Genomic DNA, 15,897 nt, shown 5'->3' on the forward strand with positions numbered 1-15,897 from the left:
AATAAACCCTACAAAACTTATCTCCTTCCCCTTAAATTTTTTTACATGATTCTACTATTAACGTAAAATAAAAGCCTATGATACTCATAGACTTTCATCTATTTTCTCATAGGCTTTATTAAGCACTTACTATTTAATTATTTTAAATTAGTTTTGTGCAGGCTTTACTTCTTTGATAGAAACTGCTACTCTTACTGCTTTATCAAATTCTACCTTTTGTTCTTTACCTTCTTTTACAACTGTCAGGTTTTTCACGTAGATAGATGTTGCACCTTTTGTACCAACTTTTCCATCTTCAGCTACAACACTTGTGTCAGCAGAAACAAATTCTACTTTAGAAACTGTTGCGTTTGCTTTAGTTGCAGGTACGTTATCAACAGATAGGATCTTTACAAGCTCAGCTTTTAAATCAGCGTTTGCTACTACATCTTTTAGAGATGTGCTTGTGAATTCTACTGCTAATCCTTGAGCAGCCGGTGCTGTGTCAACAACTTTGAATGAGTGAGTTGCGATTAACTTATCATCAGCTAATTTCACAGCTACTTTGTAAGTTTCACCAGCTTTTGCACCTGCTCCAACAGTAATTACACTGTTATTGTCCACAGTTACTTGCTCAGTAGTTGCCACTACTTCTTTACCCTCTTTATTTGTTGTTGTTACTACTAACTTAGCATCTTCTGCACCTTTTAAAACTAGACCATTTGCATCAACTGGAAGAACAGAAACAGTCATAGCATTCTTTTTATTGTCTTTAGTAACATATTTATCTAACTCGTTCTCTAAGCCACGAACTTCAAATTTAGAGAATGTACCTGGAGCTTTTAATTCTAGATTTACTTTAGCTTTTACTTCTTTTTTACCAGAAGTAGCTGTTAATTCTAATACGTATTTTCCAGCTTCTTGCTCATTAGCATTTACTACTAATTCCTTATTTTCGTACTTAGCAGTTACTTTTTGATTTTTTAGCTCTTTACCGTCTTTATCAAGAACTTTTACTTCTACTTTATCAGCAGTAAAGTCTTTACCGTATTGATCTAATACTGGAGCTTTTATTTTTAAGTCTGTTACGTCTTTCGTAGAAAGTGTTAAGTTTGTTTGCTCTAACTTAATTTCTTTTAGAGATTTTTGAGCGAAAGCCTCAATTTCAACTGTTTTTGAAACAAGTACTTTACCGTTTGTATCTTTAACAGTTACTTTTACTGGTGCTTTCCCTGCAGCTAAAACAGTTACTTTACCAGTAGCTTTATCTACTACTGCTACTTCTGTATTTAATGACTCGTATTCAACTGCTCCAGTTGTTACTCCATTAAATTGGTCTTTCAATTCTACTTGAACGTAAGCATTGTCGCCTTCGTAAACTTTATTGTTTTGTTTGAAATCTTTAGAAGTAAAGTCAGCTGTACCTTGTTCTGCAACTGTCCAGTTAGAGATTGAAGCTACTGCAGCACCTTCAGCAGAAACTTTTACTGTTTTACTTTCAGCTACTACTTTACCGTCTTTTTTATAAACAGCTTTTACAGTAGTTGAAGTACCTTTTGCTAAAGTAATTTCACCATTTTTAATTGTTCCCTCAGCAGCTGGAGTTTCAAATTCAATACCAGTTGGTGAAACAACTTCAGTACCGTTTTCATCTGTAACTTTGTATTGTAATTTAGTTGCTGTATTAGCTACTACTGTTTGATCAGCCATTTCAATTGTTTTTGCTTCTAAAGAACCTACAGTTACTTCTGTTTTACCAACTTTATTTACATCTACAGTGTAAGTTTGTTTAGCTGCTAGGTTATCGTATAACTCAACTGTAGCAGATTTTTTATCTTCTGATAAAGTTACGTTTTTAACTAACGCTTTATCGTTGTTAGCTTTGTTTGTTACTTTAACGTCTTCTTTAGTTAATTTTTCAACAGCTTTGTCAAATTTAACTTCTACTTTTTGAGATGTAACTGCTTTTGCAGATTCAACTTTTGCTGCCGCACCGAAATCTTTGTCAGTCTTAGCAATGAATTGAGCTGCTTCTGCTTTAGTTACAGTTTTTGTTGGCTCCCAAGTAGTAGCTGTAGTACCTGCAGAAATTCCTAATTCAACTAGGATGTTAGCTTTCGCTTTACCCCAGCTATCTTCTAAGTCTTTGAATTTAGTTGCTGGAGTACCATTTACTTTAGTATCTAATTTGTAAGCTTCTACAAGCATAGATGCCATTGAAACGCGGTCCATTTTTCCGTTTGGATCGAATGTGCCGTTACCTTTACCTTTAACTACACCAGCTTTTTCTACAGCTGCGATGAATGGAGTAGCCCAGCCCTCTTGAGCGTCAGTATAAGATGGTTTAGCATCTTTATCGATTGGTAAGTTTAAGATTTGAGCCATCATTGTAGCTGCTTCTGCACGAGTTAATTCTTTTCCAGGCTCGAACATTCCTGTGTCAGTACCTTTAATTGCGCCTTTTTCTACTAAGTAGTTAATAGAATCTAATGCCCAGTGATCAGCTGGAACGTCTGGGAATGATTTTCCTGCTGCTGCTACTGGAGATACAACACCTGCTACCATTGCTGCTGTCATTGTGCCAGCGATTAATTTTTTGTAAGAGTTAGTCTTTGCCATTTTATATATTTCCTCCTTCAGGAATGTAATACTAGTTTCATAGCATATGAGATAAATAACAATTTCCTATGTATGATTGAAACTAGTAAGTATAAATTTGATTAAAGTATTACATTATAGAAATGCGAAACCCATTCCATAATATAGAACAATACACATATTACACCATTTTATTGAAAAATAAAATCCCTAAACGCCAAAAAAATAAAAAGATTTACAATTATCCAACTTTATTTTTCGACATCTCATAAAAATTATGTATAGGCTTCATTATCAAGTATGTATTAATTGTGTATCAACATAAGCTTCACACAATCTGTACATAACCACTTACTACTATAGCAGAAAAACGTTTGCAATTTCAATATCTAATTATGAAGATATTACGACATTAATCGACACGACGTTTTTATAACTTTCGACATTATTCTTAAATTCATTTTTTTGAACAAAACCCACTTCATTATCCAAGTACTTTTATATAAAACGCTTTATACCGATATTCTCTATATACTAATGTTAAGATTTTAAGATAAAAACATGCCTATTCCGGAACAACCAAACCTTTAATCTGTTATTTTTTTCGACATTATTCTACATTTTTATATTTTTTGTCGACATTTTATTTTTTCTTCCATACGCTTCTCTTTCAAACTTTTACTTACATAGCAAAAAAGAACAGGTGATCCCTGTTCTTTCTTCTACTCAATTATTGAATAAAAAGAGGAATGGCCTCTATTCCATTCCTCTTTTTATAGACTCTTTTGCATGCAAGTCATTAATAATATATTTGGACGCTATGGAAATTTGCTCTCGCAATTCCTCTACCCTTTGTCCTAACGTTTCTTGTACATATTCTGTTTGCTCCAATTGTTTAATCGCCATACTATGTAATGTTTCTGTCGTCCAGTCTCCATCAACATTCCCAATAATCGGCTGATTTACTTGTTGTAAAAACGAATCGATCTTTGGATCATAGGAAATTCCAATCATAGGCGTGTTTGCAACTGCCGATAATATAAGAGCATGCAGTCTCATCCCTATTAAAAGAGAGCACTCTGATAAAATAGAGATTTTCTCATGAATATCCATTTTATAAGGGAGCATGTGCGCTTCTTCTCCCATCAAATTAATGATATCCCTTGATGCATTTTGATCAAATGGTCCATGCATCGGTACAAATAAAATATGGTATCCCTCTTGCTTAAGCTTTTTCAGCGTATCTGCTAACTTCTTCATATAATCTTCTTTTGCATCCCAGTACCTTACACTAACCGCAACGACCTTTCCTTGCAGCGCATGTTTTTGAAGCCAATCGGATTTCTTTTCTTCTGGCTGACAAGCTAATACTGGATCTGGAACAAGTTCGATGTCTTTCTTAATACCAATTTCTTTTAAGTACAAAAAAGAGTCTTCATCACGTACTGATATATATTCAGCCTTTGATACATGCCATTTCACTAATAAACGATTTTGCTTCTTCGTGATAGGCCCGATTCCTTGGGCGTAAATATAATACGGCTTTTTCAAAAAACGGGCAAGCCGCATAATACCCGTATAGTATAAAATACTCTTAATACTCGTCTTATCTTGTAAGAGACTTCCGCCTCCGCTAATTAAACCATTACTTCTCTTTATTTCTCGGTAAATCGCTCTTATATCCCATCGGTTTACTGCTTCTACACCGTACATTTTTCTTGTATAGTCGGGGTCATTTGAAAGTACAACAAGCTCAAGAGTAGGATCCTCTTCATGTAGCGCTTTAATAATTGATTGCAAAATTGCTTCGTCCCCAACATTATAAAAACCATAATATCCTGATAAAACTAACCGCACTCTTAATCTCCTCCAACATTTCGCAATCAACTCTTTTTGTAATTAAACAAATTGTTATCCATTCCTTGCCGAGAAAGGTTTGATAACTTCAAATTGATTTCTTTCACAAACATCTAACAAGTCATGCCCATGTATAATATTGTTCATTTTCTATAATCAACGATTTTATTTACGTAAAAATGGAATTTGTTCTTTCGATATCCAGTTTAGTTTCAATGCACATATGCCATATAACACTGAAGCTATACTTAACGCCACAGCACTATATATCATTGCTAAAATCCTGGAATCTGTCACATTGATTAATGTAGACCCAAAGTATAATGCTATACCTAAAATACTAGATACTCCAATCACAGCCAAAAATTTCCCTATAGCTATTGGATAGGAAAGATCTTTTCTAATATAAATATGATTTACGATACAAATCATTATATAAATAATTAGAGTACTATACGCTGCTCCATTTATACCGAATTGGTTTACTAGCGCTATATTTAATACAATTTTTACAAAACTTACACCGATGACAATCCATGCTGCTTGCATCGAACGATTAATCCCTTGCAAGATTCCTATTGATAATACCATAAGTGATGTGAAATACGAGCTACCAATTAAAATAGCTAACATGCCACTTCCTTTTGTATCTGTAAATAACGCAACATTAAGCGGTACTGCAAGCGCCATAAGCCATATCGTTATCGGCATTGTTAAAACGTGTGCAAACTCATTTGTACGTTTTACTGTCAGTTTAGCTAAAGCTATATCTTTTTTTGTTAAAGCCGCTGTTAATAATGGAATTAGTGGAAATACTATCGCACTTGCAAATACAACGATTAATTGCGTAAATGCAAAACCACGGCTATATATACCAAATTGTTCCTGAATCGTTGTAGAAGATTCATGTAATACATGTGGAATTGTTACAGAATCAACTAAATTTAAAACAGGCATCGATAACGCTCCGATTGCAATAGGAACTGAAACACGGAGTATACTTTTCGCATTTTTCTTAAAGTCTTGTAATGAATATGTTTCACTCTTATAGCGATACGTGCTTTTCACATATTTCATTCGCAAATATATGAGTGACGTAATAACACCAAAACAAGAACCGATCATTGCTCCGCCTGTTATGATATCACTACCTTTATTCCAATATACAAATATATAGGCTATTGTTAGCATAAAGAACACGCGAATCAACTGTTCAATTACTTGCGATACACCAGTAGGTATCATATCTCCAAACCCTTGGAAATATCCACGGTACACTGCCATATACGGTGCGATTAATAAAGCAAACGAAGTAACAATTAATGGTAGCCTCGTCTCTTGTCCACCAAGCATATTTGCAATGCTACTCGATCCAATGATAATAATTAAAAATCCGAGCACCCCAAATATAACACCGATAATAGATGCGGACGTAAACAATTTAGCTATTCCGTCACGATCATTCTTTTCATGAAGATCAGCTACTAACTGTGATATTGCTAGCGGGACTCCCGCTACTGATAAAGTTAAGGCTATCATATATACAGGAAAAACAAGACGGAAAATCCCAAGTACTTCATCCCCTGCTATATTTTGCAATGGAATTTGAAAAAAACTCCCCACTACTTTCGATATAAACGTTGTAACGGTTAAAATCGCAGCGCCTTTTACAAACTTTTTATTCATCTTCTATCTCTTTTCTTTCAATATATAATCTACATAAAATATTAAATCCATATTATTCATTCAACTTGAGAATCATCACTTTATCTCATTTAGTTATCATACCAAATTTCTTATATATTGAATACTCTCTTTCTTTTTATGTTTTAAATATAATATGTGCAAGATACGCGTATTTTTATCCAGTATTTTCTTCAATTTACTACTTCTACTTGTTCAAGATAAACATGTGCTATAATGTAGCTATTGTCAGTAAGAGGAGTGTTTACAACATGCTGAATTCGGTAAAGAAATTGTTAGGAGATTCTCAAAAGAGAAAGCTAAAAAAATATGAACAACTCGTTCAAGATATTAATGATTTGGAAAAACAAATGTCTGATTTACCTGACGAAGAATTACGTCACAAAACTGTCACATTCAAAAGTATGCTTACGGATGGTAAAACAGTTGATGACATAAAAGTAGAAGCATTCGCTGTTGTACGCGAAGCCGCAAAACGTGTGCTCGGATTACGCCATTACGATGTGCAGTTAATCGGAGGACTTGTATTACTAGAAGGTAATATTGCGGAGATGCCAACTGGTGAAGGAAAAACATTAGTTTCCTCTCTCCCAACATATGTACGTGCCCTTGAAGGAAAAGGCGTTCATGTTATTACTGTAAACGATTACTTAGCGAAGCGTGATAAAGAATTAATTGGCCAAGTCCATGAATTTCTAGGCTTACAAGTTGGATTAAATATTCCTCAAATCGATCCTTCTGAAAAGAAACTTGCGTACAAAGCTGATATTACATACGGTATTGGAACAGAGTTTGGCTTTGACTATCTTCGCGATAATATGGCTGCTTCACAAAATGATCAAGTTCAGCGCCCCTATCACTTTGCTATTATCGATGAGATTGATAGCGTTTTAATTGATGAGGCGAAAACGCCACTTATCATTGCTGGGAAGAAATCAGGTAGCTCTGATTTGCATTATTTATGTGCAAAAGTTATTAAATCATTCCAAGATACCCTTCACTATACATACGATGCAGAATCGAAATCAGCTAGTTTTACAGAAGACGGTATTACAAAAATAGAAGATTTATTTGACATCGATAACTTATATGATTTAGAGCATCAAACTCTATACCATTATATGATTCAATCATTACGTGCCAATGTCGCTTTCCAGCTTGACGTTGACTATATTGTGCATGATGAAAAAATACTACTTGTAGATATTTTCACAGGACGTGTTATGGATGGTCGCTCTTTAAGTGACGGCTTACATCAAGCACTAGAAGCAAAAGAAGGTTTAGAAATTACAGAAGAAAATCAAACACAAGCTTCTATTACAATTCAAAACTTCTTCCGTATGTATCCGGCATTATCAGGTATGACAGGTACCGCAAAAACGGAAGAAAAAGAATTCAACCGTGTATATAATATGGAAGTTATTCCAATTCCAACGAACCGTCCTATTCTTCGTGAAGATAAAAATGACGTAGTATATGTAACAGCTGATGATAAATATAAAGCTGTGCGTGAAGAAGTTCTAAAACAGAATAAGCAAGGACGCCCTATTTTAATTGGAACGATGTCTATCTTGCAATCTGAAACTGTTGCTCGTTATTTAGATGAAGCAAACATAAAGTATCAATTATTAAACGCTAAAAGTGCAGAGCAAGAAGCAGACTTAATTGCAACTGCCGGGCAAAAAGGTCAAATTACAATCGCTACAAATATGGCAGGCCGAGGTACTGATATTTTACTAGGTGAAGGTGTCCACGCCCTTGGTGGATTACATGTAATTGGAACAGAACGTCATGAATCTCGCCGCGTTGATAACCAGCTTAAAGGACGAGCTGGTCGCCAAGGTGATCCAGGAAGCTCTCAATTTTTCCTATCTTTAGAAGATGAGATGCTAAAGCGCTTCGCTCACGAAGAAGTAGAAAAGCTGGAGAAATCACTGAAACCTGACAAAACGGGGCTTATTAATACATCTAAAGTTCATGATTTCATTAACCGTACACAATTAATTTGTGAAGGTGGTCATTTCTCAATGCGTGAATATAATTTAAAATTAGATGACGTAATTAATGATCAACGTAATGTTATATACACACTACGTAACAACCTTCTAAAAGAAGAAACAAATATGATAGAACTTGTTATTCCAATGATTGAACACTCTGTGGATGCAATTGCTAAGCAGCACCTTTTCGAAGGAATGCTTCCTGAAGAATGGGATTTCACTAGTTTAACAGCATCTATTAAAGAAGTTTTAGCGGTTGAAACTTTGCCGCCATTATCTGCGAACGACGTACATTCGCCTGAGGATTTACAAATCGTTTTAAAAGATACAATTTCTAGCTATATCGAACGTGTACAAGAATTAAATGACCATGCGGATTTACAACAATCACTGCGCTACGTTGGTTTACACTTCCTAGATCAAAACTGGGTAAATCACTTAGATGCAATGACTCACTTGAAAGAAGGTATTGGCTTAAGACAATATCAACAAGAAGATCCAACTCGCCTTTACCAAAAAGAAGGTTTGGATATTTTCTTATACACTTACGGTAATTTTGAAAAAGAAATGTGCCGATATATCGCGAGACATTTAGCAGTTCCAGAAAACGTACAATCATGAGGTGAAAATTTATGTTATCATTCCTGAAAAAGGCAAAGAAAAAAGGAAAAGATACTACTGTTTCTAGTAATCAATTATTTGGACAAGAAGAAACTACTTCTCAAAACAAAACGGTAAAGCCAGTTCTTTACTTCCATCCTAGCTGGGGTGACGTAGCACAAGAACAAAAATACATTTATCAATTTTTACATAAAGAATTACCACGTTTACAAGAATATCAAATTTCTTTATCAGGAATTGAAATTGAAAAACGTGATGGCGCATACGATGTAGCTGCATTCATTCGCAGCAGTGTCCCAAAACCAATTTCTTTCGAAGAAGTTACATTACTTCTATTAAACAAAGATAAAAAGCTGTGCGCACGTAAAACATTTAACCTATCTGCACTTGGCGATATTCCTGAAAACGTGAATATGCCTTTCGTATTTACATTTGAGCAAGAAACAGTAACGGAAGCTGAACTATCTCAATCAGATTGGGAATTAGCTTTCGAACTTGAAAGTAAGCATCAACTAGATTTAGATCCATCTTGGGAATCTCAGTTACCTGAAGCAAGCAAAGATGCTTTACGTAATTTTGTAGACAATTTAACACCTCCAAATGAAGGTGAAATTAACTTCCTAGGTTTACAAGCCGCACTGAAAGAGAACGGTGATTTACATACAACACTTCTAATTCGTAACGGCTGTAAAGATAACATTCAGCTAGAACAACTTCCTCTTCATATTGAAGATGCTTCTGGAGAAGTCGTTGTTAAAGGTGCTTTCACGTTACCGAATCTTGAAATTAAAGCGAATACTACAAAACCGTGGTCATTTGTTTTCCCTGCTTCATCCATCTTGAAACAAAATATGGATTTATCTAGCTGGAAAGCATTTGTACCACAAGACTAATATACAAAAAAGCCTATCCTAAAAGATGGTCATCACACCTTTAGGATAGGCTCTATTTTTTATGTAAAATCTACTTCGTTACTAATAAACGTTCAATATGATACTCAGCTTCTAGTTTACACATTTCATCTACATGCTTTACTTCGCTCTTGTTTAACAGCTCTAATTGTTCTTCGCTCGGCTGCTCACTAATAAGTTCATTAATTTTTTCATTTACTTTCATCGCTAATGCTTGATGGAAATCTGGATGTCCTTTCAACTCGTCATCTACTTTATTAATCCAAGTTGATTTTGTGTATAAATATTGTTTCCACTGTTCAACAAATTGCTGCATATCAAATTTTTCTTCATTCCATTCAATTTCTTTCATATATCTCTCAAAAGAAACAACAATTGATCGTGTAATCCCGATCTTCACTCCATGTGGTAACTGTTTGTACATCAAATATTCCCTCCAGCTTAAAGCTCTTCCTTCTGAATATAAAGGAATCTCAAAATTCATATACCTTCTTATAATAGCACATTGCTAATCTAAGATGTTACTATACTGTGTAGAAAATCAATTGTCAACAGACGTATAACATTTAGATATAATGATTTTGTACATAGTAAGCTCATATACAAATAATAAGAACCTTCACACTCTATAACGCAATTCATGTGAAGGTTCTTATTGTTATATTGCCTTAACTTTTAAAAACTGCAGTTTCTCTTTTTGCTCATCATTCGCCATCATTACTATCGTCTTTTCAACATGCGGATGTACATGTTCAAGTGTCACACTCGCTCCTGCTTTATCCGATTGCTCAACAAAGTTTAATAACGCCATAGCTCCTGATACATCCATATAATGTACATCTTTCATACGCAAACTAACTGGTGACTTCACATCTTGTAAAGAAGCAAAAATACGATCTACTGATAGAAATGAAAGTGGTCCCTGAATCGTATACGTCGCTTCTTTTTCTTTTATAATAGAAGCTTTACGTTCTTTACACTTCACCATGTATATAATGAAGGAAAGAATAATGCCAAACGCAACAGCAACCATTAAATCGAATTTCACTGTCACAACCATCGTCACGAACATAACAATCACATCACCTCTTGGTGCTACATGTGCTTTCTTCATGCTTTCCCAATCAAACATCCCTATGCCAGTTAAAATTAAAATACCTGATAATACAGCAAGCGGAATATATTGTACCACTGAACCGAGTCCCATAATGAAAATAAATAATATGACACTATGCATACAAGCCGACAGTGCCGTCTTCCCCCCGCTTCTTATATTGACGATAGATCTAACAGTTGCACCTGCTCCTGCTAATCCACCGAACAAACCACTCGCAATATTGCCAATACCTTGTCCGATTAACTCTTTATTACTTTTATGACGTGTCCCCGTCACATTATCCATTACGACAGACGTTAATAACGAGTCAATTGATCCTAGTAAAGCAATACTAAGTGCCGGTAATACAAGTGCTAACATGCCATTTGCGTCTAAATTCGGTACGTGAAGAGATGGCATCGCCTCTGGAATTGCACCTATTTTTTCAATCATCTTATTTAAAGAAAGAGTTCCTACAACTGGTAAGTTTACCGTAATTCCTTGTAGCATAGAAGAAAATAACGGCAACGTTACTGTAACACCTACTAATGCTACTAAACTTGATGGAATGGCCTTAATCCATTTTCCAGAAACAATCATTACAATGATCGTTAATAACACAAGCAGAAAGCTATTTTGTACATGCTTCATTTCACCTAAAATAATAATCAGTGCAATCCCATTCATAAACCCTGAAACAACAGGATACGGAATGTAACGAACGTAAGAGCCGAGCTTACATACACCGAATAAAATTTGAAATAACCCTGCCATCATAAATGCAATAAAACTTGCTTCTAATCCGTGAGTTGCAATAACGCCTGTTGCAATTACTGTAATCGGCCCAGTAGGACCCGTTACTTGCCCCGGTGTACCGCCAAATAACGCCGCAAACAAACCTGCAAAAATCGCACCATACAATCCGACTAGCGCTCCCTCAGACGTTCCCGTTGCGGCAATACCAAATGCAATCGCTAGCGGCAAAGCAACAATCGCAACAGTAAACCCTGCTAAACATTCCTTTGCTATTTTTTGAAACATATAAATAACCACCTTCTTATAAAGTCCATGTTCCATTGTACATCTAAAACAAATCATTCGTTAGCGTATTTATAAAAAACTCTTTACAGTCTCGTGAAGTAAGCGTCTACATTTACAAATAGCCTTCCCAAGCCGAACTAAAAAACAGCAATATGACGAATCTACCTTTGGAAACAAACTTGACTATGCTATAATGAACAAATTAAATCTTTTACTATATACTTGGAGGCACTATGCTAACTTTTGAAGAAAAATTATCGATTATTGAATCTTTCCCGGAATTAGAAAGAAAGAACGTATCATTAAAACGCGTAAACTTTCACTTTGAAGAAAGTCGTTTAGATAAAAAGAACGTTGTATATCATTTACACCCAAATGGAAACGGATTTGTATATGCATACTTCATTAAAGGTTATAAAACAGATGCTAAAGGTATGATTAACATCCGTGAGTTTTCAGAAGAAGAACTGCGTTCATTAATTGAAAAAGTAATTGAACGTCTATCACAGGAGCCAGAGGAAATTGTAGCACCAATGGAACCTGCTGCAGAAGAAGAATGGAAGAACGAAGACGGTCATATCCTAACTCTTATTCAAGAGGATGACATGTGGAACGTTTACGCTGGCGTAAACTTAGACGGTACATTCAACTCTTATCCAGAAGCTGCGGAATACCTTGATGAAGAAGGTTTCTCACGCAAGTAATAAAAATGCCTTTCCAAATTTGGAAAGGCATTTTTTCATTATTTTTTCATACCTTTTAACGACTCTCTCAGCACAAATTTTTGCAACTTCCCACTCGCATTACGAGGAAGTTCATCTGCAAATAAGTAATGACGCGGACGTTTATAGTCGGCTAATTCATCACTTTCTTTGCAATACATTTCTAAATCAGCTTCTGAAATATTTTTATCTTTCTTTACAACGACCGCAACGACACGCTCTCCCCATAGTTCGTCTGGCTCACCAAGTACTGCAACATCTAATACACCAGGGTGACTATGAAGAAAATCTTCAATTTCGCGAGGATAAATATTTACGCCACCGCTAATTACCATATCATCAACGCGGTCTGCAACGAATAAATAGCCGTCTTTATCGAAGTATCCTAAATCACCAGAATGATACCAGCCTTTATACATCGATTTTGCATTTGCTTCTTCTCGGTTATGATAACCAGCCATCATGGTTGGACCGCGCAAAATAATTTCCCCTACTTCATAAGGAGGCAACGTATCATCTGGCTCTGCTGGTCCATCTTCGTTCGGTTTCACAATTCGAATTTCATGGCTAAAGCACGGTGTTCCTGCTGAACCAGCTTTCGTAATTTGATCCTCTTCTACGAGAAACGCAACAACTGGTCCCATTTCTGTCATTCCGTAAATTTGAACAAGATCAATATAAAGGCGCTCTTTACATTCCTTCACTAGCGCCGGTGCCATTGCAGCTCCGCCGTATACACCGATTTTCATTGAAGTTAAATCATACTTAGTTAGATCTTTTTGCAGTAACATATTCCACATCGTCGGTGCTGCAAAAAACGTCGTAATCTTCTCTTCTTGAATGGTATGTAATACTCTATCCGTATCAAAATGATGTAAAATAACATTCTTTCCGCCAACTTGAATGCGCGGTATGATTCCAGCATTTAACTCGCCGCAATGATATAAAGGTGCTACCACAAGACCGGCGCTATCCCTGTTATATTTTATGAAATACGTACAAATCATACTATGCTCAGCCATATCACGATGGCGATGTAGTACGCCTTTCGGATGACCAGTCGTCCCGCTCGTATAAAGCATAGAACAAAAATCCATTTCATCGACTACAATATCGACTTTCTCAGCTGATGCTTCATTTACTTTTTCATGGTAAGAACTAGCATAGGAAGGTGCATCGTCTTCCACGTACCAAAAAGACGAATTTGGAAAATCTCGTTCAATCATAGCAACTGTTGATTCGACTGCTTTTTCAAAGACAACTACTTTCGAGGCTGCATCTTGGAGGATATATGATAATTCTTTTGCTTTTAAGCGGAAATTAATTGGATTGAAGATCGCACCAATTTTCGCACAGGCTAAGTAAACGTTTACAAATTCACGACAGTTATATAAGTAAACAGATACACAATCTCCTTTTCTTACTCCTTCGTTCAATAGAGCTTGCGCCGTTTTATTTATTTGCTCATCCCACTGTTTATATGTCCAACGAATATTTTTTTCTGGTTCTACTAACGCCTCTTTATTCGGATATTTGCCAACTGCCAAATCAAAAATTCTCCCTATCGTCATGTACATGCCAACAATTTCCCCCTTTTCTCTTTCATAAATCTATCATTTCGTCTATAAGTAGACATTGTCCTCTAATAATATGACTAATTTTTCTGATTATTATCGACATAGTTTTATATATGGACCGTTTGATGGTAAATGAAATTATACCGGCGATTTTTTGAATATATCGAACGCAACTCAATTTATATCAGTTATTTTTCAAATATATCGACTTACCGACAAAAACTGACAATATAAAAAGAGGCTGTTCCAAATCGGAACAACCCCCTTCTTCTTAAACGAATAGCTCTTCTAAAATTTTCAGTTTATCTTCTGTATATTTCACGAAGCCATCGTTATATGATTTTGGATCTTTCGGATTCGCAAAGTGTGTAATTGCTCCTGTTTGTGGGTGAACAAATTTACTTGATGCCCCGCAACCAAGTCCGATAATCGATTGTACTTCTTCCATAATAACAATATTGTAGATACTTTCTTGCGTCGGTATTGCATACCCAACGTTTTCTAAGTTACCTAAAATATTTTTTTGACGATATAAATAGTATGGCACGTAATTATGGTTCTTCGTCCACTCTTCCGCCTCATGCATCATCGCAGTAATTTCTTCGCGACCTGCTACTTTATATTTACGTTTGTTTTGCGTCATTTCAGAAGCACGTTTAAATGATAACGTATGAACTGTTAACGATTCTGGCATTAACTTTTCTGTTTCATCTAACGTATGCTTAAAGATGTCTAATCCTTCACCAGGAAGACCAATAATTAAATCCATATTAATATTGTTCATTCCCATTTCACGTGCTAAATGATACTTCTCAATCGTTTCTTCTACAGTGTGATGACGTCCAATTGCTTTTAGTGTTTCTTGGTGGTATGACTGCGGATTAATACTAATACGGTCAATGTTCCATTTATTTAACACTTCTAGCTTTGCTGGTGTGATTGTATCTGGGCGACCTGCCTCAACTGTTACTTCACGTACATCTTTCACATCAGGGAAAGCTTGGTACATTTCTTCATACAACATATCCATCTCTTCTGCTGTAATACTCGTCGGTGTACCGCCGCCGTAATAAATCGTCGTAACTGTAACACCTTTTTCTTTTAAAAACTTACCAATTTCACGAACTTCATAATGTAACCCGCCTAAGAACGAATCAACTGATCCTTGGCGTCCGTTAATTGCATAAGCCGGGAACGTACAGTACGCACATTTTGTAGGACAAAACGGAATACCGATGTAAATACTTACTTCTTCTTTCAAACGGTATAAATCCGGAACAACCGCTAATTGGCAATCAACAATACGCTGAAGAAGTTCAATTTTCTCTTCATGAATTAAATAACTTTCACGAAGTTCTTTATGCGCTTCTTCTTTTGACATACCATTTTGAAGCAGTTTGTGAAGAAGTTTCGTTGGGCGTACCCCAGTTAATATTCCCCAGCTCTGTTCAAGTCCAGTTAGCTGTTGAAGTACAGAAAGATATACGTAAGAAACAACATGTTTCACTTGCTTCATACGTTCTTTTTCTTCTGTGAAAGCAGATAAATCTTTTGCGAATGTTTCTTCATATACATTTCCGGTTGCAACATCTGTTAAACGAGCCGATGCTGTCACATTACCTTCTATCTGTATATCAACGATAAGATTTGCTTCTTCTTTCTCAAACCCTATCGTGCTCTCTTCAAAAAATAAACCGCCAATATTTTGTAGCGGACGTAAAAAACGATCATCTTGTAACGTTTTAATTGAAATTAACAACATTATCACCTTTTCATTTGCAAACTCTCTTT

Annotated in this window: 10 protein-coding genes; 3 read left to right on the forward strand and 7 right to left on the reverse strand. The window is 35.7% G+C overall.

Going from position 1 to position 15,897, the window contains the following annotated elements:
* Positions 1-147: 147 nt before the first annotated feature.
* The 3 genes from sap to JFU18_RS11090 all read right to left on the reverse strand — a co-directional run bounded on the left by sap (position 148) and on the right by JFU18_RS11090 (position 6,120).
* A complete protein-coding gene (sap, locus tag JFU18_RS11080) occupies positions 148-2,598 on the reverse strand; it encodes an S-layer protein Sap (RefSeq protein ID WP_201032555.1) in 2,451 nt (816 codons plus the stop codon).
* Positions 2,599-3,333: 735 nt separating this feature from the next.
* Positions 3,334-4,434: a polysaccharide pyruvyl transferase CsaB gene (gene csaB / locus JFU18_RS11085; protein ID WP_002125544.1), complete on the reverse strand. Its 1,101-nt coding sequence runs from the start codon at positions 4,432-4,434 to the stop codon at positions 3,334-3,336.
* A 165-nt stretch (positions 4,435-4,599) separates the two neighbouring features.
* Positions 4,600-6,120: a putative polysaccharide biosynthesis protein gene (locus JFU18_RS11090; protein ID WP_201032554.1), complete on the reverse strand. Its 1,521-nt coding sequence runs from the start codon at positions 6,118-6,120 to the stop codon at positions 4,600-4,602.
* Between the two features lie 269 nt (positions 6,121-6,389).
* Between JFU18_RS11090 and secA2 the strand changes: the two genes are divergently transcribed.
* Entirely contained in the window at positions 6,390-8,759 is a 2,370-nt protein-coding gene (gene secA2, locus JFU18_RS11095) for an accessory Sec system translocase SecA2 (protein ID WP_098636376.1), read from the forward strand.
* An 11-nt stretch (positions 8,760-8,770) separates the two neighbouring features.
* The gene (locus JFU18_RS11100; protein ID WP_201032553.1) at positions 8,771-9,652 is read left to right on the forward strand and encodes an accessory Sec system S-layer assembly protein; all 882 of its coding nucleotides are present in this window, start codon (positions 8,771-8,773) and stop codon (positions 9,650-9,652) included.
* A 70-nt stretch (positions 9,653-9,722) separates the two neighbouring features.
* Here the strand turns inward: JFU18_RS11100 and JFU18_RS11105 are convergent, their stop codons facing one another.
* Together JFU18_RS11105 and JFU18_RS11110 are read right to left on the reverse strand one after the other, a co-directional pair.
* A complete protein-coding gene (locus tag JFU18_RS11105) occupies positions 9,723-10,094 on the reverse strand; it encodes a hypothetical protein (RefSeq protein ID WP_002125538.1) in 372 nt (123 codons plus the stop codon).
* A 234-nt stretch (positions 10,095-10,328) separates the two neighbouring features.
* Positions 10,329-11,807, reverse strand: a complete 1,479-nt coding sequence (locus JFU18_RS11110) for a SulP family inorganic anion transporter (RefSeq protein WP_033708836.1) — start codon at positions 11,805-11,807, stop codon at positions 10,329-10,331.
* Between the two features lie 233 nt (positions 11,808-12,040).
* Here JFU18_RS11110 and JFU18_RS11115 point away from each other — a divergent pair, with 233 nt between their 5' ends.
* Positions 12,041-12,511 carry a hypothetical protein gene (locus tag JFU18_RS11115; RefSeq protein WP_085309419.1) on the forward strand — a complete coding sequence of 157 codons (471 nt, stop codon included), beginning with the start codon at positions 12,041-12,043 and terminating at the stop codon, positions 12,509-12,511.
* Between the two features lie 38 nt (positions 12,512-12,549).
* On the opposite strand, the gene JFU18_RS11120 is transcribed toward JFU18_RS11115, so the two are convergent.
* Both JFU18_RS11120 and JFU18_RS11125 read right to left on the reverse strand, forming a co-directional pair.
* Positions 12,550-14,106 (reverse strand): fatty acid--CoA ligase, encoded by a 1,557-nt coding sequence (locus JFU18_RS11120; RefSeq protein ID WP_201034760.1) that lies wholly within the window; start codon positions 14,104-14,106, stop codon positions 12,550-12,552.
* A gap of 271 nt (positions 14,107-14,377) precedes the next feature.
* Positions 14,378-15,868 carry a coproporphyrinogen III oxidase gene (locus JFU18_RS11125; protein ID WP_002010930.1) on the reverse strand — a complete coding sequence of 497 codons (1,491 nt, stop codon included), beginning with the start codon at positions 15,866-15,868 and terminating at the stop codon, positions 14,378-14,380.
* Between the last annotated feature and the right edge of the window lie 29 nt (positions 15,869-15,897).

The organism is Bacillus sp. TH22, assembly GCF_016651015.1.
GTDB classification, from domain to species: Bacteria; Bacillota; Bacilli; order Bacillales; family Bacillaceae_G; genus Bacillus_A; species Bacillus_A mycoides.